Consider the following 22,039-nt stretch of genomic DNA (forward strand, 5'->3'; position numbering starts at 1 on the left):
AGGCTGCAGTCTCCCTCCTTCCTCCAATAGCCGATCCTCCCCGCTTCCGTCAGAATGGATCCGTTCAAGTGCAAGGAGCAGCCATGGGCTTCCAATCGGTGCGCGATCTCGATGTGAAGGGCCACCGGGTCTTCCTCCGGGCGGACCTGAACGTGCCCCTCAAGGAGGGCCGCATCACGGATGCCACGCGCATCAAGGAGACGTTGCCCACGCTGAAGTGCCTGCTGGATGGCGGCGCCTCCGTGGTCCTCGCCTCCCACCTGGGCCGCCCCGAGGGCAAGGGCTTCGAGGCCGCCTACAGCGCCGCCCCCGTGGCCGCCTGGCTGAAGGAGCAGGGCTTCGACTGCCGCCTGGCCAGCTATGTGAACGGCGCCACCGTGGAGGCCGAGGCCGCGGCCCTGAAGCCGGGCCAGATCCTGCTGCTGGAGAACCTGCGCTTCGAGAAGGGCGAGACCAAGAACAAGGAGGACTTCGCCGCGGATCTGGCGAAGCTGGCCGACACCTACGTGAACGACGCCTTCGGCTCGGCCCACCGGGCCCACGCTTCCGTCAGCGGCATGGTGGCCCACTTCCCGAAGGACCGCGTGGCCGCGGGCTTTCTCATGGAGAAGGAGCTGAAGGCCCTCGGCAAGGTCGTCCATAACCCCGACAAGCCCCTGGTGGTGATCTTCGGCGGCGCCAAGGTGAGCGACAAGATCGAGCTCATCCAGAACTTCCTGGGCAAGGCCGACGCCATCCTCATCGGCGGCGCCATGAGCTATACCTTCCTCAAGGCCCAGGGCTTCCAGATCGGGAAGAGCCTCTGCGAGGAGGACAAGCTGGAGATGTCCCTCGACCTGCTGAAGCAGGCCCAGGCCAAGGGCACGCGCCTGCTCCTGCCCCTGGATCATGTGGCGGCCGCCGAGTTCAAGGAGGATGCCGACTGCGCCATCACCCTGGACCAGAACGTTCCGGCGGACCGCATGGCCCTGGACATCGGACCCGAGACCGTCGCCGTCTACGCCGCCGAGATCCGCGCCGCGAAGACCCTGCTCTGGAACGGCCCCATGGGCGTCTTCGAGATGGCCCCCTATGCCAGCGGTACCCTGACCATGGCCGAAGAACTGGCGGATGCCGCCGACCGGGGCGCCTTCGTGCTCGTGGGTGGCGGTGACAGCGTCGCCGCCGTGAACAAGGCCGGCGTGGGCCCCCGCATGGGCCACGTCTCCACCGGCGGCGGGGCCAGCCTGGAGTTCCTCAGCGGTCTCGACCTTCCGGGCGTCGTCGCCCTCTCCAAGTAAGGATTCCCATGCGCTGCGTCGTCGCCAACTGGAAGATGAACCTGACCTCCGATGAGGCAAGGGCTTTCTGCGAGGATCTGCTCGGGCGCGTGGCGCCCGAGAAAGAAACTGAAGTCGGGATCGCTCCGCCGTTCACGATGCTGCACCTGGTGAGCGATCTGGTCCGGCCGAGGGGCCTCCAGGTCTTCGGCCAGAACGGCCATGCCGAGGCCAAGGGGGCCTTCACGGGCGAGATCTCCATGCCCCAGCTCCGCGATGCGGGCTGCTCCGGCGTGCTGCTCGGCCACAGCGAGCGCCGTCAGTTCTTCGGCGAGACCGACGCGGCCCTGGCGAAGAAGGTCAAGGCCGCCTGGCAGTGGGACCTGCTGCCCCTGCTCTGCATCGGCGAGACGCTGGAGCAGCGCGATGCCGGCAAGACCCTGGAGGTGCTGGGCCTGCAGCTGGCCATCCTGGCCGAGACCGGCCCCGGCCCCCTGTGGGTGGCCTATGAACCGGTCTGGGCCATCGGCACCGGTCGCCGGGCGGAGGCCGAGCAGGTGCGCGAGGCCCACGCCTTCATCCGGGCCGAGCTGGACCGCCACCTCGCCGGCACCGAGTACCGGGTGCCCATCCTCTACGGCGGCAGCGTCACCCCCGAGAGCTTCCCCGAGCTGCTGGGCATCCCCGAAGTGGCCGGTGGCCTGGTGGGCGGCGCCAGCCTGGATCCCCGCAAGTTCGCGGAGCTGGTGAAGCAGGCGGGCTGATCAGCTCAGGTCCAGGAACAGGTCAGCCACGTCGATGGCCAGCCCCACCAGGCCGGCGGCGTCGAGCCAGTGGCTGGAGGCGTGCATCTGCTGGGCGAATTCATAGGACGAGGCCGGATGCTGTGGCATCGGCACTGCGGCGCGCCTGGCCTCCTTCAGCGCCTCGATCTCCAGCTCACGGGCCCGATCCAGCCCGCCCCCGGCGATGAAGACCAGGACCCGGCGCAGCTCGTCCTTGTCGAACCAGATGCCATGGGCCTTGCACACGTCCAGCACCACGCCGGAGCGCTTGGCGTAGTTCACCCGGTTCATGCGCTGGCGGCAGGCGGGACAGGGTCGGTACTGGACCGGCTCCAGTCTGGCGACCGGCGGCTGGTCCGGCGCGGGCAGCGCGCCGAGAACGGCCCCCTGGCGCTCGCGGCTGGTACCCAGCTGCTCGAACACGGCGCGGTCCAGCCAGAGCCCGCCGCAGGCCAGGCACTCGCCCACTTCCACTTCGCCGACCTTGGCGGAAGCCATGGCCTTGGCGCAGGCGGGACAGGGCGCGCCCGTGGCCGGGGATGCAGCCCGGGGTGCCATCGCCGCGCCGCAGCCGGGGCAGTGGCTGGCGGAAAGCGGCACCAGGGCGAAACAGGCGGGGCAGGCCGCGGTCGCCAGCTGCGCCTTGCAGTAGGGGCACTGCGTGGCGTCCAGCGGCACCGAGGCGCCGCAGCCCGAGCAGCGCAGGACGCGGGCCTCCATCAGTTCTGCTTTGGCTCGGCCGGTGGTTCAGGCGTGGAACCGGGCGGGGGAGGCAGCGTGGCCGGCGGCGGGGGGGGCGGCTCAGTTGGCGCGGCCGTGGGGGGAAGCGCAATCGGCGGCGCGGGCGGGTCCACCCTTCGGGGCTGGGAGGCTCCCTCTTTCCGCCCCGAGGGGTCCTCGTAGAAGCGCTGCTCGGTGAAGCGGGTCCACTGGAAGTAGGCCGTCAGCTTCTGCACCACCACCCGTGCGAAGCCCTTGGCCTCCTCCTCGCGGATGCGGCCATCGTCATCGCGGTACCCGCGGGGCAGCGGGTCCATGGCTTCGACGACCTCGACGGGCTCGATGGACTCCACCCAGAGCGGCTCGGGATTGCCCGGCTGCACGAGGCTCACCTGGGCGCGCACCACCGTGGGCAGATAGCCCAGGCGGTCCTGGACGCGCTCCCGGTGCATGGCGGCATGGCTGCCCGCCCACAGACCCCAGAAGAGGCCATCGACGATGCCCCAGCCCCGGTTGCCCGAGGCCGCGCTGATGGCTCCCACGGTGACGCCCGTGGCGACGCCGACGGCCGTGGGGCTGGGCTGGCCGGGGGCCGGCGAGAGGTCGCGGATGACCACCTGCAGCTGCGCCGCCCCCACGGGGGGCTTCACGCCCTCGGGCACCACCACCACGCGGGTGGCCAGCCGGGCCCGCAGGGCCGAGGCGTACTCCTTCTGGAAGGCCTCGTGATCGGCCAGGCCCGAGGGCAGGCTCACGCTGACGCTGACGGGCGCCGGCTGCCGCCGGAACGCCTCGACCTCCGGCCGGGTGCAGCCGAGGACCAGCAGGATGGAAGGAATGAACAGCCAGGGAGCGCGCCGCATGGGAGACCTCCAGGGCCTAGTGTGCGTCCGGCCCGGTGAAGGTGTCCAGGAGCGGCCGTCCCGCTCCCGGTAGAATGGCGGTTCCCGGAAGGCCCCTCATGCTTATCCTCTTCGCCCCTGCGGGCTCAGACCTTATTTCGAAGGTGGCCTTCCCAACCCACGGCCCAATCTCCACCTCCGCAGAGGCCCTCTGATGCTCATCCTCATGGAATCCAGCGCCACCGCAGACCAGGTGAAGGAGGTCCTGTCCCTGCTGGAGGCCTCGGGCATCCGCTGCCAGGTGAACGAAACGCCGGAATCCCTCAGCATCGTGGCGCCCCACGCCTCCAAGGCGTTGAAGCCCGACCGCATCGAGCCCATGGCCGGCGTGCGCCGGGTGGTCCCCATCACCAGCCCCTACAAGCTGGCCAGCGCGGATGCCGCCACGGGCCGCACGGTGGTGGAGGTCCGCGGCGTCAAGATCGGCGGGCCGGAACTCGCCCTGGTGGGTGGCCCCTGCGGCGTGGAAAGCCGCGAGCAGCTCTTCACCGTGGCCCGCTACGTGGCCGAGGCCGGCGTGAAGCTGCTGCGGGCCGGCGCCTACAAGCCCCGCACCAGCCCCTACGCCTTCCAGGGCCTGGGCCTGGAGGGCCTGCGCCTGCTGGAGGAGGCCCGGGCGGAATTCGACCTGGGCATCGTCACCGAGGCCACGGAAGTGGAGACCTTCGACGCCGTGGAGCGCAGCGCGGACATGGTGCAGATCGGCGCCCGGAACATGCAGAACTTCGCCCTGCTGCGGCGCGCGGGCCGCTGCGGCAAGCCCGTGCTGCTGAAGCGGGGGCCTTCGGCCACGCTCGAGGAGTGGCTCTACGCCGCGGAATACGTGCTGGGCGAGGGTAACCGCAACGTGGTGCTCTGCGAGCGGGGCATCCGCACCTGGTCGGATCACGCCCGCAACACGCTGGACGTCAGCGTGGTCCCCGCCGCGAAGGCCCTCACGCACCTGCCCATCATGGTGGATCCGAGCCACGCCACGGGCCGCCGGGACCTGGTGATCCCCTGCGGACTGGCAGGCGTGGCCGCGGGCGCCGACGGCCTGCTGGTGGAGACCCACTGCCACCCGGAGAAGGCCCTCAGCGACGGCCCCCAGGCCCTGCTGCCCTCGGACTTCATCCGGCTGGTGGAGCAGGCCCAGGCCATCCACCGCGTGCTGCAGGCCCCCAGCCTCACTGGGCTATGGATGTAATGGGCCAGCCGTGACAGACTAGGAGGTTCGGAGTTTCCATGAACGGCCTCGCGCTCACGCTTCTCATCCTTTTCGGCGTCCTCCTCATCGGGACGGTCCTCCTGCAGCCCGGCACCAAGGGCGGCCTCGGGGCCTCCTTCGGTGGCGGTGGCGCCAACTCCGCCTTCGGCGCCCAGGGCGCCACGCCCTTCCTCTCCAAGGCCACCTACTGGTTGGCCGCGGGCTTCCTCGGCACCACGCTGTTCATCGAGGTCCTCATCATCCGGCAGAACCGCTCGGTGCTGGAGAAGACCACCGAGAAGACCGTGGTCGTCCCCACCGCACCCGCCCCGGCAATGCCCAGCCCGGCCCCGGTCCCGGCGCCCGCTCCCACGAAGAAGTAGTCCCCGCGAAACCGGTCATTGACCGCGTCCGCGCTTTGGGAGACACTTGAATTTCCTCGTTGCCCGCGTGGTGAAATTGGTAGACACGCCATCTTGAGGGGGTGGTGGCCACAAGCCGTAGCAGTTCGAGTCTGCTCGCGGGCACCAGAACAGAGAGCGCCGGAAACGGCGCTTTTTGCTGTCCGGGGGTTCCGCGCTCCGCGCACACCCCCGGAGCCCCCGCGCCGAATCCCGGCCAAGCCGGTCTTCTGCTTACCACGCCTGAACTGATAGCGTCATCTTCATGTCCTGGCCTTTGTCTCCGGAACTCCTCGCGCCCCTCGCCCCCTGGTTCGAGCGGGTGCGCCGCGACCTGGCCTGGCGGGCGCAGGATCTCGATGCACCCCATCCCGATCCCTACGCCGTGCTGGTGTCGGAGCTGATGCTCCAGCAGACGCAGGTGGCCACCGTGGTCCCCTATTTCGCTCGCTGGCTGGAGCGGTTCCCCGATGCAGCGACGCTGGCGGAAGCCGATGAAGACGCGGTCCACAAGGCCTGGGAGGGGCTCGGCTACTACCGCCGCGCCCGGTTCCTGAAGGCCGCCGCGACCTCCGTGGCCGCCGAGGGCTGGCCCGGCGATCTGGAAGGCCTGGCCGGATTGCCTGGTCTTGGCCCCTACACGGCCGCCGCCGTGGGCGCCATCGCCTTCCAGTGGCCCACCCCCGCCCTGGACGGCAATGCCTTCCGGGTGCTGGCCCGGTTGCTGCTGATCGAAGGCGATCCGAAGGCCCGCGCGGCGGACCTGCGGACCTGGCTGGTGCCGGCCCTCGGGGCACTGGGGCCCTCGCGCCTGACCCAGGCCCTCATGGAGCTGGGCGCCACGGTCTGTGCGCCTGCGCCAGCCTGTGGCGCCTGTCCGCTGGGCGACCACTGCGCCGCCCGGCTCGCTGGCCGCACCGCAGACATCCCGCCCGTGGCGAAGCGGGCCAAGCCGAGGGCGTCGACGCTCTGGCTCGTGGCCTTCGAGGCGAAGGGCCAGTTCCTCCTGCAGGCCCCGGCCGCCAGGGGGCTGCTCGCCGGGCTGTGGCGGTGGCCCACCTTCGATGCGGCAGATCACGGCGCGGAACCAGTCCTCCGCCCTGGGTCCATCACTGCCTGGCTGGGCTGGACCCAGGTCTACACCCACCGGCGAGAGGCCGTGACACCCCTCCGCATCGGCCTGGAGGCGCCCTTCACGCCGGCGGGAGGACTCCGCTGGGTGCCCGGCACCGAGCTTCAGGGCCTGCCCCTCGGCAAGCGGGACCAGCGCCTCCGCGACCTGCTGGTCACGCCGGGCCAGCCCCCCCTGGAGTCCCCGGACCCGGCCCGCCTGATCAGAGCTTGTGCAGCCCCTTCGGCGTGATCCGCAGGTCCATGGGCGGCAGGCCCATCTCCCGCAGGGCCGCCTCGGCGGCTTCGCGATGCCCGTCCCGCGCCACCAGCAGGCAGCACCCGCCGCCCCCGGCGCCGCAGGGCTTCATCCCCGCGTACCAGCCCTCGCGGCGGCCCCGATCGCGGACGGCGCGCATGGCGTCGGTCTCGACGGCGGGTGACATGCTCATCCGGGCCCGGCCCTCGCGCTCCAGGAGCTCGGCCACGGCCGCCGGATCCGAGGACAGGGCCAGGGCCATGTCCCGGGCGATGTCCCGGATCTCGGCCAGGGCCTGGCGGGTCTGGCCGTCCCCCTCGATGAAGCGCCTGTAGGCCTCCCAGTTCGTCAGGCCCGAGTGGTGGGGCTTGCCGGTGTAGAACACCACCAGGTTCGACAGCAGCGCGGGATGCGGCTCCAGCCGCTCCCAGCGCGGGGCGGGGCCATCCCAGTGGAGGGCCAGGGCGCCCCCCAGGGCCGCCGGATAGTAGTCCTGCCAGCCGGTCGGAGTTTGAAGCTCTCTACTTTCCAAGTCCCGCAAAATGGACACTTTGGCAGCAAGAGCTTCACCGGCCTCCAGTCCCAGGGCCGCGCCGAGCAGCCCCACGCCCAGGCAGGAGGAGACCCCGAGGCCCGAGCCTTGGGGCACGGGGCTGTGGAGGGTGAGGGTTGCCGGGGGTGTTTCGCTCGCGTCCAGGACCCGCCACACCCAGGAGAGGGTCGTCGGCGGCTCGGTTGGCCAGGCGTCGAACCTCAGTTCGAGGCCCAGGTCGCGGCTCGTGATCCGATGCCCCTGCCCGCTCCGGGTGAGGCCGATCTCGATCCACAGGTCCACGGCGGCATTCACGGTCACGCAGCCGCCCATCATGGCGTAGATGGGCCACAGGTCCAGGGTGCCGCCCGCAAAATCCACGCGGACGGGGACGCGCCAGGTTTCCCGGGTCATGTCAGAGGCCGAGGTCGCTCAGTTCCTGCTGGGCCGTGCGGGCCTCGGCGCTGCCCGGGAAGCCGTCCACCAGCTCGCGGAAGGCCTTCATGGCGGCGGGCTTCAGCCCCTGCTTGAGCAGGCACTGGGCCCGCTTCAGCCTGGCGGGGAGGAACTGGGGTGAGGCCGCATGCTCCTTGATGATCCGGTCGAAGGCGGCCTGGGCCTTGTCGAAGGCGCGCTGGTTGTAGTGGCAGAGCCCCAGGAAGAACAGGGCATCCGGGCGCTTCACGCTCTGGGGGTAGGTCTTCAGGAACAGTTCGAGCCCTTCGGCCGCCAGGGGGTAGTTGCCCCGGTTGTAGTCCAGCACGGCGGCGTTGTAGGCCCGCTCATCCTCGGCCGAGACGGCCGCCGGAGCCGGCGTCTCGGCGGCGGGCCGGCTGGGGCCCTTCGGCTGGCTGTTCAGGCGGTTGTTCAACACCCGCGTGGTGTCCTGCACCTGCCGCAGGCTCTCCTGCAGGTCCGCCTGGAAACGGCGGTCCTGGCTTCGGGCTTCGGCGGCGGCCTGCTGATCGGCCTGGGCCCGCTTGTTGCCCTCCTCCACCGACTGCCGGAGCTTGAAGACCTCCAGCTTGAGGTCGCCCACTTCCTGCTCCACGCGGCGGAGCTGGTCCTCGGATCCGCAGCCGATGGCCAGCAGCGCGGCCAGGGCGGGAAGCAACATCATGCGGGCGCTCATGGGAACTCCGGAGGTGCTTCCATCCTAAACGAAAAGCGGGGGCCGGAGCCCCCGCTTCGCGTCAGACGGCACGATCTACTTGAGCTTGAACTCGCCGCGGCGGTTCTGGCTCCAGCAGGCTTCCTTCGCATCGGTGCAGAGGGGCTTTTCCTTGCCGTAGCTGATGGTGGTGAAGCGGGCCTCGTCCACGCCCAGGGTCTTCAGGTAGGCCAGGGCCGCGGCGGCGCGCTTGTTGCCGAGCGCGAGGTTGTACTCGTTGGTGCCGCGCTCGTCGCAGTGGCCTTCGATCTCGAGCTTGGCGGCGGGGAAGGCCTTCATGAAGTCGGCGATGCCCTGGAGCAGCGCGCGATCAGATTCCTTGATGTCGGACTTGTCGTAGTCGAAGTGGATCGTCTTGAGGGCGGCCTCGGCGGCCTTCCTGAAGGCGGCGGCCTTCTCGGCCTCGGCGGCCTTGCGGGCAGCTTCCTCGGCGGCGGCCTTCTCGGCGGCGAGCTTGTCGGCGGCGGCCTTCGCGTCGGCGGCGGCCTTGGCATCAGCAGCGGCCCTGTCGGCAGCGGCCTTGTCGGCGGCGGCCTTGTCCCAGCCGTCGTACCAGCCCTGCAGCTTGTGCGGGTTTTCCTTGTCGTTCACGTAGGGGTTGGTCGCACGGGCCTTGCCGTCCTTGAATGCCTGCACGCCCTCGTTGAAGGCGGCCTGGGTCTCGGCCTTGATCTGCTCGGCGGTCTTGGGCGGCTTGCAAGCCAAGCTGCCAAGGGTGAGCACGATGGCCGCAGGGACGAGGTAGGTTCCGTAGCGCATGGGATTGTTCCTCCAGGATGAAATGAGTATAGAAGCTCTGTTGATCAGGGGGTTGTCATAAATTTTCAGCGCCCGCGGATCCAGCGGGGGCTCTGGCAGCCCGAAAACTCAGCCAGGCGCACGATCTGGCGGCCCGAGAGGTCCGTGGTGAAGAGCTGGGAGGAGCCGAACCGGTTGCTGGTGAACACCAGCCGCCGCTCATCAGGGGACCAGGACGGCGACTCCGAGGTGCTCACGCCCGTGGTGATCTGGTATGCCTTTCCTTCGCCCAGCTTGTAGACGAAAAGATCGAACTTGCCCTCGAAGCGGGATACGTAGGCCACCATGGCGCCGTTGGGACTCCAGGCCGGGCTGGCGTTGTACTGTCCCTCCCCGGTGAGGCGGCGGAGGTTCGAGCCGTCATCCTGCATGAGGTAGACCTGGGGCCCGCCCTCGCGGTCCGAGGTGAAGGCGAGCTGGTTCCCGTTCGGATTCCAGGCCGGCTCGGTGTTGATGCCGTTGCCGTCGGTCAGCCGCCGGGCCCGGCCCGTGTCGAGGTCCAGGGTCATGATGTCGCTGTTGCCGCGGCGGTCGCCCTGCACGAAGGCCAGCCGCTTGCCGTCGGGCGACCACACCGGCGAGGAGAGCATCCCGCCAGCTCCGGTGGTGGGATAGAAGCGCTCGTGGGGGCCGTCCTTGCGGCGCTGGCCCCAGATCTCGGGGGCACCACCCTTGTAGGTGACGTAGGCCAGCCGGCCATCTCCGGCGATGGTGGGCGAGAGGGTCAGGCTGCCATGGCGGGTCAGCTGCACCAGCCCGGCGCCATCGCGGTCCACCTGGAAGATCTCCTTCACGCCGGGTGAGGTCTGCCGAACGAACACGATGCGGCTGGAGGCCACCCCCTTCTCGCCGGTCAGGCGACCAACCAGGTCGTCGGCGAGGTAGTGGGCAAGGTAGCGCAGCGGCACGATCTTGTTGGCGTTGTAGGTGCGGGTGAACACGCCCTTCTCGGCGGCGGTGTCCAGCGCGGAGGCCTCCATCTGGAGATCGCCACCGGCCGCCTTCGTCATCCGGACGTTCAGCAGCCACTGGGCCCCGGCCACCTTCCAGGCCTTCAGGGTGGCGGCATCGCCCGGGAGCCGTTCCTGGAGCACGGCGATGAGGCCCGTCTCGTCGAGGTCCCGCTTGAGGACGGCCGTGAACTCGGTGGCGATGGTGGCGTCATCCAGACCGCTGGCCTTGGGCTGGGTCATGGCCAGCACCAGCTTCGCACTGCTGGTGGCGGTCAGCACCACTTCCGTCTGCTGGGCCCAGAGGCCCGTGGCCGCGAGGACGCAGAGGAAGGTCCGAATGAAGAATCGCGTCATGGCATCTCCGGGCCTGGGGAGTCTTCAGCCTATCAGATCAGCCGCCGCCAACCGGGCCACCAGGTCCGTGTTCCTGGGTGGCATGGACAGGCGGAGCATCTCCGGCGCGGTGAACCACCCCCAGGCCAGGGACGTGCGGGGCTCGCCCTGGGTTTCCACGAGAAAGGGATGGAGGCGGATCGGGCCGTCCAGCACGGGCCAGGGCCGCGCCTCGCAGAGGCCCAGTCCCACCTCTTCCCGCAGCTCGCGGGCCAGGGCCGCCTGCGGCGTCTCGCCCGCCTCGACCTTGCCGCCCGGAAACTCCCAGAGCCCCGGCAGAACGGCGTTGGCGGGATCCCTCCGCTGGAGGAACCAGCGGTCCCCGCGCCGCAGCAGCGCCAGGGCCACCTCGGTCATGCTTCCCCTCCGGAGGGCCCGTCTCCGCCGGCCAGCAGCGCCAGGCGGTCCGCATAGCGCCGGCGCAGGGTCTCCACCCACACCAGCTTCAGCCGGCCATAGGCGGGCCTCAGCTCAAGCTCGACCCAGGCCCTCAGCTCGTCCACGGAGGCGCAGCGGGCCAGGCTCTGGTGCAGGGCCTCGCGCAGATCCTCGTCCACCCGCTGCAGACCGGCCACGGGCGCGTAGCTGATGCGGTGGATGGAGCTCGCCCCCAGGTCCCGGAGCCGTTCCTGGTGGAGGGCGGTGCCATAGCCCTTGTGCCGGTCGAAGCCGTAGCCCGGGTGGGCGGCCTCCATCCGGACCATCAGGGCGTCGCGGTGGGCCTTGGCGAGGATGCTGGCCGCTCCCACCGCGCAGCTGAGGGCATCGCCGTCCACCACGAGGCGCTCGGGCAGCCCGGTCCTCGGGCCCTTGTCCCCATCGATGAACAGCATCCGGGGCCGGAGGGAGAGCTCCGCCACGGCCTGCCGCATGGCCATCATGGTGGCCTCGAGAATGTTCTCCCGGTCGATGGCCATGGGATCCATCTCCGCGATCCCGTAGGCCGGCAGCAGGGCCTTCAGCTCGGCAGCGAGGACCTCGCGCCGTTCCGGTTTCAGTTTCTTGCTGTCGCGCACGCTCCGCAGCACGTGCCCCCACTTCCGGACTGTCTCGGCATCGAGCACCGCACAGGCCGCCACCACGGGCCCGGCCCAGGCGCCCCGACCCGCCTCGTCCACCCCGCCCCAGGCCACGCCCGGGGGCACGTTGCCCAGATCCCAGTCGAGGGGGTTCACCGGGCTCATTCCCGTCCGCCATCCAGGGACCCCGGATCGAAGCTGCAGCGTGTCGTCACCATGGATTCAACCTACCCGCGAAGGCCCCGGGGCCCAAGCCATCAAGAGGCATCAACCGATACCATCTGTTGGGATACACTCGATTCTTGCCGACCCCCTGATCTGTTATCACCTTCCCTCCGCCCCCACCCCCACTTCACGGATGCGCCATGAGATTCCTCACTCGACTGGTCCTGCCCTGCCTCCTCCTGGGCACGCTCCTCGCGGCGCAGGAGTCCGCCCTCGCCCCGGCCGTGAAGAACCGGGTGACGGACGCCAGCTTTGAGGTGGTGGTCCCCCGGGCCGACCCGGCCAAGGATCCGGTCTCCTACGAGAAGGACCTGCCCTGGGACCTCGTCCCGTTCAACCTCCGGAATGATCCCTACGTGTCCATCGGCACCGCCTTCGCCATCTCGAAGACGACCCTGGTGACGGCCCATCACGTCTTCCAGTCCCTCCACGCCTCCAGGGGCTACCAGACCTGCTTCATCCGTGATGCCAAGCAGAACGTCTGGGAAGTGGATCAGATCCTGGCCCTGGATGAGCAGCGCGACGTGATCGAGTTCTCGGTCAAGGGGAGGACCTTCGAGCAGTGGCTCGAGCTTCGACCCGGGTTCAAGGACAACGAGACCGTCTTCACCGTCGGCAACGCCTATGGAGAAGGCCTAGTGATCCGGCCCGGCGAGCTGATCGGAACCATCCCCGAGCCTCTGCGAGGCGCCTGGAACCTGCTGAAGAGCAGCGCCGGGGTGAACCCCGGCAATTCCGGAGGTCCGCTCGTGGATCCCCAGGGGCGCGTGGTCGGCGTGGTCCTGGGGAAGAAGGACAACATCTGCTACTCCCTTCCCACCGAGGAACTGAAGGCCGTGAAGCCCGACCTCGCCCGCTTCTTCAACAAGGTCACCTTCAGCTTCTCGCTGTTCCCCGAGAAGTCGAGCGCCTTGGAGCGCGCCTACGACGTGCCTCTGCCGCGCGCCTACGCGGAGCTGCGGAAGGAGATCGCGATCAAGGAGAAGGCGTTCTACTTCAAGTCCATGGATGGGTTGTTCACGAGCCTGGGGCAGGAGCTCTTCCCCTCGAGCGAAGCCAGCGAAGAGGCCGTCGCAGACATCCCCACCAGCGGTAATCCAGAAGTCATCTTCCGCGACAACACCACCAAGAAATGGTCGTTCTCCGGCCTCGAGTACAAATCCAACGACCTGCCCAAGAACGGACGGATCTCCTATGCGCAGGCCAACGGCGTGTACCTGTTCAAGATCCGCCGGCCCGATGGGCTTCCCCTCGGGGATTTGCTGACGAAGCCGAAGGTCTCCATGGACCTGCTGCTGAAGGGCGCCAGCGTGTCCCGCACGGTCGGGGGCCAGGCGATCCGCGTCACGTCGTTCGGCGAGCCCTACCAGGTCCAGCCGCATGCGGACCGGTTCGGACGCCTCTGGCAGCAGGCCATCTGGTTCACCGCCTACGACGATGGCGTGGTGCTCACCTATTCCACGCTTGTCCCCTCCGGCGTGGTGATGGCCGTCAGGTTCATCAACTCCTCCTCGCTCATGGAATGGCTCTACGACCTGCCGAAGTTCCTGGACTACACCTATGTCCCCTACGCCGGCAGGCTGAAGGACTGGAGCGAATTCCTGCAGCACCGGGAGCGCCTCCCGGCCGCCCTCCGGGGCATGACCTTCGACTTCCAGGAAGGGAAGCACCTCCGGTTCCAGGCCCTCTGGGCGAAGGCGGACCTCGGCCCCGCCCAGATGGAGCTTTCAGCCAAGGCCTTCCTGATCCTCAACATGGGATTTTCGAGGAAGGGCCCGGAGGTGCTCTGGGATCTGCGCCGGGTGAACATCGCGGAGGATGAGGAGGACAACTACTTCGTCCTGCTGCGGCACATCCACCCCACGCCGGCCATGCCCGAGTCCGACCAGAAGCGCTGGAAGGAGATCGCCAGACAGCGCCACCCGTACACCAGGCGCACATACGAGGAAGAGGGGGCCAGCCGGATCGCGACGGTCCACCCGGCGTTCCTCAAAGCGGACACGCCCGCCGACGAGAACACGGACCTGTTCACCGTCTACCTGGCCCGCGTGGGGAAGGTGGAGGACAAGGAAATGCAGACCCGCATCCAGGGACTCCTCCAGGCCCTCACCCGTTCCGGGGCGAGCCCCTCCAGCCAGGTGGTGCAGGTGCAGCCATCCACCCCGGCGGCAGCCACCCGCTGACCAGCGGGGGCTCCGCCTCTGGCACTCCCCTCAACACTTCAGGGACTCCCACGCGATCAGCCAGGTCAACCCGGATCTGGACCGAGCTTGGCGCTGCGGGGCAGCGCCAAGGGACAAGGCCAGACCGGGTTGAAGCCAGCTCAGCACTTCAGGGATTCCCACGCGATCAGCCAGGTATCCATCACACCTCTGAAATGGCTCCGGTGCGGTCCTGGCCGGTAGATGGCCTGGATGGGGATGTGCGCCCAGCGCAGCTTCCAGTCCGCGGCCTTCATGGCGATCTCCATCTCGATGGCGAACCCGGAGGCACGGAGCTGGAGGCGGTCCAGCACCTTCTTGCGGATCAGGCGGAAGCCGCTCTGACTGTCCTCCCAGGTCACGCCGGCGATGCGCCCCAGGGTCCAGGTGCCCAGGGCGTTAGTCCGCCAGCGCTTGGCGGGGATCCGGGCCCGATCCTGGAAGCGCGAGCCGATGAGGAAGTCCGCATCGGGATGGACGGACAGATGGTCCAGGAAGCGCTGGAGATCGCCCGGGTCATGCTGGCCATCCGCATCCAGGAACAGGTAGAAATCGAAGTCGTCGGGCTGGAGCCGGGCGATGCCGGCCCGCATGGCCTGCCCCTTGCCGCCACCCTTCCCGGGCTCCAGCCGCAGCACTTCCGCACCGGCCGCCGCGGCCACGGCCCCGGTGCCATCCGTGGAGCCGTCATCCACCACCAGGAGGCGATGGAGGCCGAAATCCTTCAGGCCTTCCAGCACGGGCGCGATGTGCTCCGCCTCATCGTGGGCGGCGATGATGGCGGCGATCCTCAACGGCGCTTCCCGCGTTTCCCGGGGGAGGCGGGCCAGGGCTGGCCGTACGAGGCCTCGTAGGCCGACCGCTGGACAGCGTTGGCGGCCTGATCGGGAACCAGCCGGTAGCTGCGCTCGGGGTTCTCGATGACCGGCACGTCGACCTCGAACACCCGGCTGCGATCCGTCGCGAGGATGTGGGCCAGGCCAGCGGGCCCGGGCTGGGCCAGGCCCCGCTGGACCTCGGCCGCGGTCTTGGTGCGCCAGCCGTCCACCGCCAGGATCTCCATGCCGAAACTGAGGCCCGCAACCGCGGCGGGACTGCCGGGAATCACGTTCTGCACCACCGGTCCATTGGAGGCCAGCACCAGTCCCGTCCAGGACCTGGCCCGCTGCAGGGACACGGTATCGCGCTGCTCCTCCTGGGAAAGGCCCTGCCAGGGGGCCTGCGCTTCCAGGCCCAGACCGAAGGCCCGGCGCAGGAGGTCGGCGTCCAGCTCGGCCCGGCCGGAGATGTAGGCATCCCAGAAGGGCCCGGGCTCGCGCCCCGACAGCTCCCGGAAGGCCGCCCGCACATCGGCATCGGTAAGTCCCCGCTCGCCGTGCCGCTGCCACAGCAGGGCGAAGAGTTCCGCCAGCCCGGCCCTGCCGCGGCTGCCCTCACGCAGGGCGGCATCCATGAGCCAGCCCACCAGCTCACCCTTGTCGTAGTAGCTGACGGTGCTGTTGGGGCTGAACTCGTGCGGCTTGTAGAGGCGGATCCAGGTGTCCCAGCTGGATTCCTCCAGGCTCTGCTCCAGGCGGCCCGGGCGCTGAACCTGCTCGCTCCAGCATCGGGCCAGCTCCTTGGCCGTGTGATTCCACGGCACCACGCCGGCCCGCAGGACGATCACGTGCTCCATGTAGGACGTGAGCCCCTCGTGGAACCACAGCATCTTCGTGGGATTCTCGCGGCTGTAGTCGAAGGGCCCCAGCGCGGGATCGTGCAGCCGCTTGACGTTCCAGGCGTGGAAGAACTCGTGGGCCACGAGCTGGTGGAGGGCGTGGTAGCCCTCCTGCCGGTCGAAGGCGTGGCTGTCGGAGATGAGACTGGTGCAGTCCCGGTGCTCGAGGCCACCCCGAAGCCCGGGCGCGAAGGTGAATAGGAACAGGTAGCGCTGGAAGGGGAAGCCGCCGAAGATGGCGCCCGCGGCCTCGACGATCTTGCGGGTGGCCTCGGTGATGCGAGCTTCGTCGCCGTTGTGCGCGCCGGTGAAGGCCAGCTGGAAGGTGGTGCTCCCGGCCTTGAAGCTGCGCGACTTGAACGCGCCCAGCTCGAAGGGCGAGTCCACCAGCGTGTCGAAGTCCCTGGCCTGGTAGGCGCCCTGCTTGAGCGGAAGGGGCGAGGCCACCTTCCAGGTGGTCGGGAAGCCCTCGAAGTGCACGGTGATGGGTCGGTCCAGCTGGCCCTCCAGGTAGAGGAAGGTCGCCGCGGGGATGATCTGGGCGTGGGTGGCGTCCATGTGGTTGGTGCGGACGGTCAGGTCGTTGCCGTAGACGCGGTAGCGGACCGTGAGGTCACCCCGGGAGGCTGGAAGCGCCCAGCGCTGCTTGTCGAGTTTCTCGAGAGCCCGTTCCTGCGGGCCATCCACCCAGCGGACGCGATCCACGAACCGCGCGTAGTCCCGCACGAGGTACGAGCCCGGCGTCCAGGCCGGAAGGGCGGCGACCCCGCCCTTGGCCAGGGCCTCCGCCGGGAAGACCAGCCCCACCTCGAACAGGTGCTGGGCCAGGTCCAGGGGACGCAGGGTGGCCCGGATGGGGGCAGGCTTGGACATGGGCGGCCTCAGCCCAGGACGCCGTGCAGCCAGCGCTGCGACACCCACCGGATCTCCTCATCAGTGATCTGGTACTGGGGATCGCGCAGCTTCTCCTCGATGAGCGAACCCACCAGCGAAGTGAAGAGCAGCACCTCCTTGCGGGCCTGCTCCAGGCCGGTGCCGAAGGCGTGGTGCATGAACATGCCGAGGGGACTCAGGCCCTTCTCCACCAGGGGCATCAGGTCGCGGAAGCTGGAATCCGGAGAGGGCACGGCGATGGAGCGCAGGATGAAGCCGGTGAACTCCTGGCTCTCGAGCAGCATGCCGAGGTAGGCACGGCAGAGCTCCAGGCAGGCGGCTTCGAGGGCCGGCCTGCCCTGGATCGGGGCGGCGAGGTAGGGCTCCACCATGGCCTGGATGCGCACGGCCATGCTGGCCAGCGACACCAGGCAGAGCTGGCGGAAGAGCCCTTCCTTGCTGCCGAAGTGGTAGTAGAGCGTCGGCTTGGAGACCCCGGCCTCCTCGGCGACCTCCTTCACCTGGACGCCGTCGTAGCCCTTGGCCGCAAAGTGGGACAGGGCCGAGAGCAGGAGCCGGGCCTTGAGGTCGCCCTCGCCGCTGAGCCGCTCGAGGGCGGCGTGGAAGCTGCCGTGGGTGCCGACACCCAGGGCCTCGGGCCCGAAAACCGGCACCATCTCTTTGAGACCATGGTCTGGAACGGTGGACATAGGCTGCCTCGGAAGACGCCTCAGAATGCCACGAAACAGCCTACTCCTGGTTAAGGGACCTAGTGGACCGCAGACCGCCAGGGCAGGGCCTGGATCACTTCGGACTCCCGGTCCAGCCACCACTCCAGCCGGGCTTCGGCCTGGGCGCCGAAGCGCTCCTCGGCCAGACTGCGGTAGGCCACTGCATGACCCGCCTCGCAGCGCTCCAGCTCCAGAAGGAAGGTCAGCCAGCCCGCGGAACCCAACTCGGCCTGGGCCGGGCCCGCCTGCTCCAGCAGCCAGAGGCGCTCGCAGCTGCGGGCCTCGATGAGTGCGGCGATGAGCAGGCGGTCAAGCAGCCCTTTGGAGGCGAGCTTGTGCAGGGCCTGGGCGTAGGGATTGCCCAGGTCCGGTTGAAGGGCCCAGCCGAATCCGTGCAGCGCCTCGAGCACCCGCCGATAGTGGTTGAGTTCCTCCTCCGCAAGCCGCGCCAGCAGGATCGAGGCCCGCGGCGTGTCCGCGAAGGACTGGCTCAGGTTGAGGGCGTTCAGGGCGGCCTTCTTCTCGCAATGGGCGTGATCGGAGAGCAGGGCCGCCGGATCGGCGGTGGCCGCCTCGGCCCAGGCGGCGGGGGTGCTGGCGCGGAGGGCCAGGGGCGGCCGGAATCCGGTCATGGGCGTCCTCCTGGAAAGCCATTGAGCGCAAGGGCGGAAGCGAGGACCACCCCACCCAGGATGAGCCTGGGCCAGTCGATGGCCTCGCGGAACACGAGCCCCGAAGCCAGGATCGCCAGGGGGATCTTCACGTTGTTGAAGATGGCCAGGGTCCCGATGTCCGTCCGCCGGGCCCCGGCGTTGAAGAGGAAGAACCCCAGCCCCGAGGCCACCGCGCCCAGGTAGGCCAGCACCGCCGCCTGCCGGAGGCTCAGGGTGAAGACCTGATGCCACTGGATCCACGGAGCAGCCAGGCTCACGGCGACCGCCGCTGCACCGAGGTAGAGGATCCCCATGAGCTCCCGGTCGCGCTTCCCCGTGGCAGGGGCCTCGCGGCGATAGAGCACCTGGCCCAGGGCGAAGCAGAGGTTCGCCCCCTGCATGAGGAGGAAACCCCAGAGCAGGCCCGCCCGCCCCGGCCCCGAGCCCACGCAGATGCCCGTCCCCAGCACCGCCACCGCCACCGCGAGCCAGACCTTGCCGGTGCTCCGCCCTTCCAGCAGGTCGTCCACCAGCGTCACGAAGAGGGGCGTGAAGATGGTGAAGAGGGCCACCTCCGAAGAGCGCAGCCAATGGAACGATGCGACGTAGAGCAGGTACATGAGCCCGAACTGGAGCGCACCGATGGCGGCGAAGGCGGCCACCCGCTTCGGGGCCATCCCCTTCAGGTTCAGGAAGGGCAGGAACACCAGTGCCGCGAGCAGAGTCCGGACCGCGGTCACGAAGGGGGCGCCCAGGCCGCTCACCTGGGCCGTGAGGCCGAAGGACAGGGCCCACAGGACCGAGACGACGAGCAGCAGGGACATGGCACTCCAGGGAGGTGGGGTCAGTCGAGACCTCGGCCGAGTTTCAGGAAGATCTCGCGCCAGGGGGCCGGAAGGGCCTCCGCGTCCCGCGCGATGGTCGCCTCGTCACCGCGCACGAAGGGTCCCGTGCGGCCCACGGCGCCGCCTGCCTCCACGTTGCGCAGGGTGGCTTCCGCCAGGGGCAGCAGCCCACGGCCTGGCAGCGCCACGCCCTGGGCGCGGAGCAGGGCCTCGGCCCCCAGCCACAGGGTGGCCGCATGGCCCGAGGTGAGCACGGCCGCCGCGTGGTAGAGCGGCTTCAGCTCCGCCGGCAGATCGAAGGCCATGAAGCCCAGGTCGCCGAAGGCGCGGCGCAGCCCATCCGGCAGGGCCCCGGTGACCGCGAGGGGCGTGTCCGTCCAGTCGCGGGCCTGGCCGTCGAAGCTCGTCAGGGGATGGGCGCAGGGCACGCCCTCCAGGTGCAGGCTGCCCGCCAGGTGCACGCAGCGCCCCGGGAACAGCGCCGCCAGTTCCGGCAGGGCCCGGTCCGGCACCGCCAGCACCACCAGGCCTTCCGGCCGGGCCGTATGCTCGCACAGCGCCACCCGCGGACCCCAGGCCGCCGCCAGTGCGCGCCCCGCTCGGCCCCGGCCCAGGATGGTGAATTCGACGGTCATCCGGACAGTGTGGCGCAATTGGGCCACAGCCTGTTGGAGGTAGGCTGGGGGAGTGAAACCATCCTCCGTTCCATGGGGCCTGCCCCCCGAGGTGCCGTGGCCCCGGTTCCTGCGGCTGCTGCGGCACACGGATCCGCCCCGTGGCTGGCTGGAATCCGCAGCGGAACTGCCCGAACTGAAGAAGCGGCCCCTGTTGCTGCGCTGGATCGCCCAGCACCCGAAGGCCCCCGCGCACCTCCGCGCCCGCCTGCTGGGCCGCCTGCCCTGGCGCGCCCTCGCCGCGGTGGCGACGGATGCGGCGGCCCACCCCCAGGCCGCCCAGCAGGCCACGGAGAAGCTGCAGCAGCTGTGGCCGGTCATGACGACCGGCGAGCGCCGCAGCCTCGCCATCCATGCGCCGAGACAGCTCTGGCCCATGGTGTGGAAGAGCCCCGCGCCCTCGGTCCTGGCGGCCTTCCTCCACCATCCCAAGCTGGGACTGGAAGCCCTGGTCGCCCTCATCCAGCCGCCCCTGCGCCCGCCCCAGGCGGAGGCCCTGGCCTTCTCGCGCTGGCGCGAGGCCGGGCCCGTGGCGGAGCAGGTGCTGCAGGTGCTGGACCGCAGCCTCCCCCTGCCCGACTCGGGCCTGGCATTGGGCCACGCGGCGCCGTGGATCAAGGCGCTGGACGAAGAGGCCCGCATCCTCACCGCCAGCCGCATCCTGACGCCGGCACTCCGGCGTATGGTGCACCCACGCCGAAACGAGGAAGGCTAGGCCCGCTTGAGCACTTCCGCCACGCAGCGCTCGATCCCGACAAACACGTCACTCAACCGGGCGTCGTCGAACATGTAGGCGGGCGTGGTGACGAGGTTGTTCGCCTCGTCGATGACGATCTCGCGGGCGCTGGGCGTGTCCTGGTGCAGGTGCCCCAGGCGACGCATGGCATCCGCGCAGCCGGGATCGCCCCCCAGGGTGAGCCGCGCCGCACTCCGGCCCGACAGGGCCAGGGCCACCAGGGCCGGGGCGATGCAGATGGCGCCCACGGGCTTCTTCGCGTCGAAGAAGCCGCGCAGGAAGGCGGCCACGTCGGCCCGGACCTCGCCTTCCGGCCCCTTGAAGGCGAAGGAGCAGAGGTTCTTGGCCACGCCGTAGCCACCGGGCATCAGCAGCGCGTCGTAGTCCTCGACGCGGGCCTGCGCCAGGTCCAGGCACTGGCCCACCCGCGCGATGCGGCTGGCCTCCTCCAGGATGTTGCGCACGGCGCCGGCCACGGGCTGACCGGTGGCGTGGTTGATGACGTGGTGCTGGTCGGCGTTGGGCGCGACGCACTGGAAGGCGGCCCCGTGCTGGTCCAGGGCCAGCAGCGTCAGCACCGCCTCGCGCGCCTCGGCACCGTCCAAGTGGCCGCACCCCGCCAGCAGCACCGCGACCTTGAGCGTCCTCGCCATGAGAGCCTCCTGAGCCTTCCAGTGATTATCGCGCCAATCCGGAAAGCGGGCTGCGGTTCTCGTCTACCCTGAACGCATGCGCCTCTCCTCCCGCCTGCCGCAGGGCTTCGAGCCGAACGCCCTCACGGCTGCGCTGACCCGGCTCCGGGCCCAGGGCCGGGAAGTCCTCGACCTCACGGTCTCCAACCCCACGCGGTGCGGCTTCACCTATCCCGAGGCGGAGATCCGTCAGGCCCTCTCCCAGCCCACGGTGCTGGCTTACGACCCCGATCCCCAGGGAGCCAGGGCGGCCCGGGAGGCCATCGCCGCCCACCACGGCCATGGCCTCCGCGCCGAAAACCTGCTGCTCACGGCCTCCACCAGCGAGGGCTACGGCCTGCTCTTCAAGCTGCTGGGCGACCCCGGGGACGAGGTGCTCGTGCCCAGCCCCAGCTACCCGCTCTTCGAGTGGCTGGCGCGGCTGGAGGGCCTGCTGGCGCGGCCGGTGCCCTCCTACTTCCACGATCGGTGGCACCTGGATCTGGGGGCCCTGGAGGCCGCCGTGTCGCCGCGCACGCGGGCCGTGGTGGTGGTGAATCCCAACAATCCCACCGGCCACTTCCTGACGAAGGCGGAGTGGGCGGCGCTGACCTCTTTGTGCGCCCGGTACGGCCTCGCCCTGCTCGTCGATGAGGTCTTTGCGGACTACGCCCTGGAGCCGGCCGGGGATCGGATGGCCACGGCCCTCCTCGATCCCGATCCACCCTGCCCCGTCTTCCTCCTTTCGGGTTTAAGCAAGGTGGCGGCCCTGCCCCAGCTCAAGCTCGGCTGGATCGCCGGGCGCGGCCCCGGGGCGGCGGCGGGCCTGGAGGCCCTGGCCTTCCTCGCGGATCAGTACCTCTCCGTCTCCGCGCCGGTGCAGGCCGCGGCCCCGCGTCTGCTGGAACTGGCGAGGCCCATCCGGGCCCAGATCCTCGAGCGACTCCAGGCCAACCTCACGGTCCTCGATGCGGCGCTGGCCGGTCAGCCGCCGCTGTCGCGGCTGCCCGTGGAGGGCGGCTGGTCGGTCCTGCTGCGGCGGCCGGCCGTGGATGCGGATGAGGCCTGCGCCCTGCGGCTGCTGGAGGAGGCCTCAGTGCTGATCTATCCCGGCTCCTTCTTCGACCTGCCCGGCGATGGCCACCTGGTCCTCAGCCTCCTGACCGGGGAGTCCGGATTCAGCGAGGGGCTGCATCGCATCTTCCCCTGGCTGTGACGCCCCTGC

Annotated in this window: 23 protein-coding genes and 1 tRNA gene; 9 read left to right on the top strand and 15 right to left on the bottom strand. The window is 69.8% G+C overall.

Annotation, left to right across the window (positions count from 1 at the left end):
* Positions 1-83: 83 nt before the first annotated feature.
* Positions 84-1,280: a phosphoglycerate kinase gene (locus tag QOZ81_RS10570; protein WP_291206993.1), complete on the top strand. Its 1,197-nt coding sequence runs from the start codon at positions 84-86 to the stop codon at positions 1,278-1,280.
* 8 nt (positions 1,281-1,288) lie between these two features.
* On the top strand, positions 1,289-2,023 hold the full coding sequence (gene tpiA, locus QOZ81_RS10575; RefSeq protein WP_291206990.1) for a triose-phosphate isomerase: 735 nt from the start codon (positions 1,289-1,291) through the stop codon (positions 2,021-2,023).
* Here tpiA and QOZ81_RS10580 read toward each other — a convergent pair whose 3' ends face one another.
* Together QOZ81_RS10580 and QOZ81_RS10585 are read right to left on the bottom strand one after the other, a co-directional pair.
* Positions 2,024-2,764, bottom strand: coding sequence for a zf-TFIIB domain-containing protein (locus QOZ81_RS10580; protein WP_291206987.1), 741 nt, complete (start codon positions 2,762-2,764; stop codon positions 2,024-2,026).
* Entirely contained in the window at positions 2,764-3,627 is an 864-nt protein-coding gene (locus tag QOZ81_RS10585) for a hypothetical protein (protein ID WP_291206985.1), read from the bottom strand. Before QOZ81_RS10585 ends, QOZ81_RS10580 begins: the two co-directional genes overlap by 1 nt.
* Positions 3,628-3,820: 193 nt before the next feature.
* On the opposite strand from QOZ81_RS10585, the gene aroF reads away from it, so the two are divergent.
* The 4 genes from aroF (at position 3,821) to QOZ81_RS10605 (ending at position 6,616) form a co-directional block, all read left to right on the top strand.
* Entirely contained in the window at positions 3,821-4,852 is a 1,032-nt protein-coding gene (gene aroF, locus QOZ81_RS10590; RefSeq protein ID WP_291206982.1) for a 3-deoxy-7-phosphoheptulonate synthase, read from the top strand.
* 38 nt (positions 4,853-4,890) lie between these two features.
* Entirely contained in the window at positions 4,891-5,235 is a 345-nt protein-coding gene (secG, locus tag QOZ81_RS10595) for a preprotein translocase subunit SecG (protein WP_291206979.1), read from the top strand.
* A 61-nt stretch (positions 5,236-5,296) separates the two neighbouring features.
* Positions 5,297-5,382: transfer RNA gene (locus QOZ81_RS10600), tRNA-Leu, on the top strand.
* Between the two features lie 136 nt (positions 5,383-5,518).
* Positions 5,519-6,616, top strand: coding sequence for an A/G-specific adenine glycosylase (locus QOZ81_RS10605; protein WP_291206976.1), 1,098 nt, complete (start codon positions 5,519-5,521; stop codon positions 6,614-6,616).
* Here QOZ81_RS10605 and QOZ81_RS10610 read toward each other — a convergent pair.
* From QOZ81_RS10610 to QOZ81_RS10635, 6 genes are all read right to left on the bottom strand, one after another.
* Positions 6,588-7,568, bottom strand: coding sequence for a GHMP family kinase ATP-binding protein (locus tag QOZ81_RS10610; RefSeq protein WP_291206973.1), 981 nt, complete (start codon positions 7,566-7,568; stop codon positions 6,588-6,590). The genes QOZ81_RS10605 and QOZ81_RS10610 overlap by 29 nt on opposite strands.
* A 1-nt stretch (position 7,569) precedes the next feature.
* Positions 7,570-8,286 carry a tetratricopeptide repeat protein gene (locus QOZ81_RS10615; protein ID WP_291206970.1) on the bottom strand — a complete coding sequence of 239 codons (717 nt, stop codon included), beginning with the start codon at positions 8,284-8,286 and terminating at the stop codon, positions 7,570-7,572.
* 75 nt (positions 8,287-8,361) lie between these two features.
* Entirely contained in the window at positions 8,362-9,084 is a 723-nt protein-coding gene (gene pal, locus QOZ81_RS10620; RefSeq protein ID WP_291206967.1) for a peptidoglycan-associated lipoprotein Pal, read from the bottom strand.
* A 65-nt stretch (positions 9,085-9,149) separates the two neighbouring features.
* Positions 9,150-10,430: a hypothetical protein gene (locus QOZ81_RS10625; RefSeq protein ID WP_291206964.1), complete on the bottom strand. Its 1,281-nt coding sequence runs from the start codon at positions 10,428-10,430 to the stop codon at positions 9,150-9,152.
* Between the two features lie 24 nt (positions 10,431-10,454).
* A complete protein-coding gene (locus tag QOZ81_RS10630; RefSeq protein ID WP_291206961.1) occupies positions 10,455-10,826 on the bottom strand; it encodes a (deoxy)nucleoside triphosphate pyrophosphohydrolase in 372 nt (123 codons plus the stop codon).
* Complete coding sequence (locus QOZ81_RS10635; RefSeq protein ID WP_291206958.1) at positions 10,823-11,653, bottom strand: ribonuclease HII; 831 nt, start codon at positions 11,651-11,653, stop codon at positions 10,823-10,825. Before QOZ81_RS10635 ends, QOZ81_RS10630 begins: the two co-directional genes overlap by 4 nt.
* 200 nt (positions 11,654-11,853) lie before the next feature.
* Between QOZ81_RS10635 and QOZ81_RS10640 the strand changes: the two genes are divergently transcribed.
* On the top strand, positions 11,854-13,896 hold the full coding sequence (locus tag QOZ81_RS10640) for a S1 family peptidase (RefSeq protein WP_291206955.1): 2,043 nt from the start codon (positions 11,854-11,856) through the stop codon (positions 13,894-13,896).
* A 140-nt stretch (positions 13,897-14,036) separates the two neighbouring features.
* Here the strand turns inward: QOZ81_RS10640 and QOZ81_RS10645 are convergent, their stop codons facing one another.
* Genes QOZ81_RS10645 through QOZ81_RS10670 form a run of 6 tightly spaced genes read right to left on the bottom strand, consistent with a single transcriptional unit; the run spans position 14,037 to position 19,386 of the window.
* Positions 14,037-14,708, bottom strand: a complete 672-nt coding sequence (locus QOZ81_RS10645; RefSeq protein WP_291206951.1) for a glycosyltransferase family 2 protein — start codon at positions 14,706-14,708, stop codon at positions 14,037-14,039.
* On the bottom strand, positions 14,705-16,504 hold the full coding sequence (locus QOZ81_RS10650) for a M61 family metallopeptidase (protein ID WP_291206947.1): 1,800 nt from the start codon (positions 16,502-16,504) through the stop codon (positions 14,705-14,707). Before QOZ81_RS10650 ends, QOZ81_RS10645 begins: the two co-directional genes overlap by 4 nt.
* A gap of 8 nt (positions 16,505-16,512) precedes the next feature.
* Positions 16,513-17,214, bottom strand: a complete 702-nt coding sequence (locus QOZ81_RS10655; protein WP_291206944.1) for a TetR/AcrR family transcriptional regulator — start codon at positions 17,212-17,214, stop codon at positions 16,513-16,515.
* A 59-nt stretch (positions 17,215-17,273) separates the two neighbouring features.
* Positions 17,274-17,867, bottom strand: a complete 594-nt coding sequence (gene miaE / locus QOZ81_RS10660; RefSeq protein ID WP_291206941.1) for a tRNA isopentenyl-2-thiomethyl-A-37 hydroxylase MiaE — start codon at positions 17,865-17,867, stop codon at positions 17,274-17,276.
* Complete coding sequence (locus tag QOZ81_RS10665) at positions 17,864-18,712, bottom strand: EamA family transporter (RefSeq protein WP_291206938.1); 849 nt, start codon at positions 18,710-18,712, stop codon at positions 17,864-17,866. The genes miaE and QOZ81_RS10665 overlap by 4 nt, the downstream gene beginning before the upstream one ends.
* Before the next feature lie 20 nt (positions 18,713-18,732).
* Entirely contained in the window at positions 18,733-19,386 is a 654-nt protein-coding gene (locus QOZ81_RS10670) for a DUF2520 domain-containing protein (RefSeq protein WP_291206935.1), read from the bottom strand.
* Positions 19,387-19,420: 34 nt separating this feature from the next.
* Here QOZ81_RS10670 and QOZ81_RS10675 point away from each other — a divergent pair, with 34 nt between their 5' ends.
* Positions 19,421-20,122, top strand: coding sequence for a hypothetical protein (locus tag QOZ81_RS10675; protein ID WP_291206932.1), 702 nt, complete (start codon positions 19,421-19,423; stop codon positions 20,120-20,122).
* On the opposite strand, the gene elbB is transcribed toward QOZ81_RS10675, so the two are convergent.
* Positions 20,119-20,796, bottom strand: a complete 678-nt coding sequence (gene elbB, locus QOZ81_RS10680; RefSeq protein ID WP_291206929.1) for an isoprenoid biosynthesis glyoxalase ElbB — start codon at positions 20,794-20,796, stop codon at positions 20,119-20,121. The genes QOZ81_RS10675 and elbB overlap by 4 nt on opposite strands.
* Positions 20,797-20,872: 76 nt before the next feature.
* Between elbB and QOZ81_RS10685 the strand changes: the two genes are divergently transcribed.
* Positions 20,873-22,030, top strand: a complete 1,158-nt coding sequence (locus tag QOZ81_RS10685) for a pyridoxal phosphate-dependent aminotransferase (protein WP_291206926.1) — start codon at positions 20,873-20,875, stop codon at positions 22,028-22,030.
* Positions 22,031-22,039 lie beyond the last annotated feature (9 nt).

It is taken from the genome of Geothrix sp. (assembly GCF_030219325.1).
GTDB lineage: Bacteria > Acidobacteriota > Holophagae > Holophagales > Holophagaceae > Geothrix.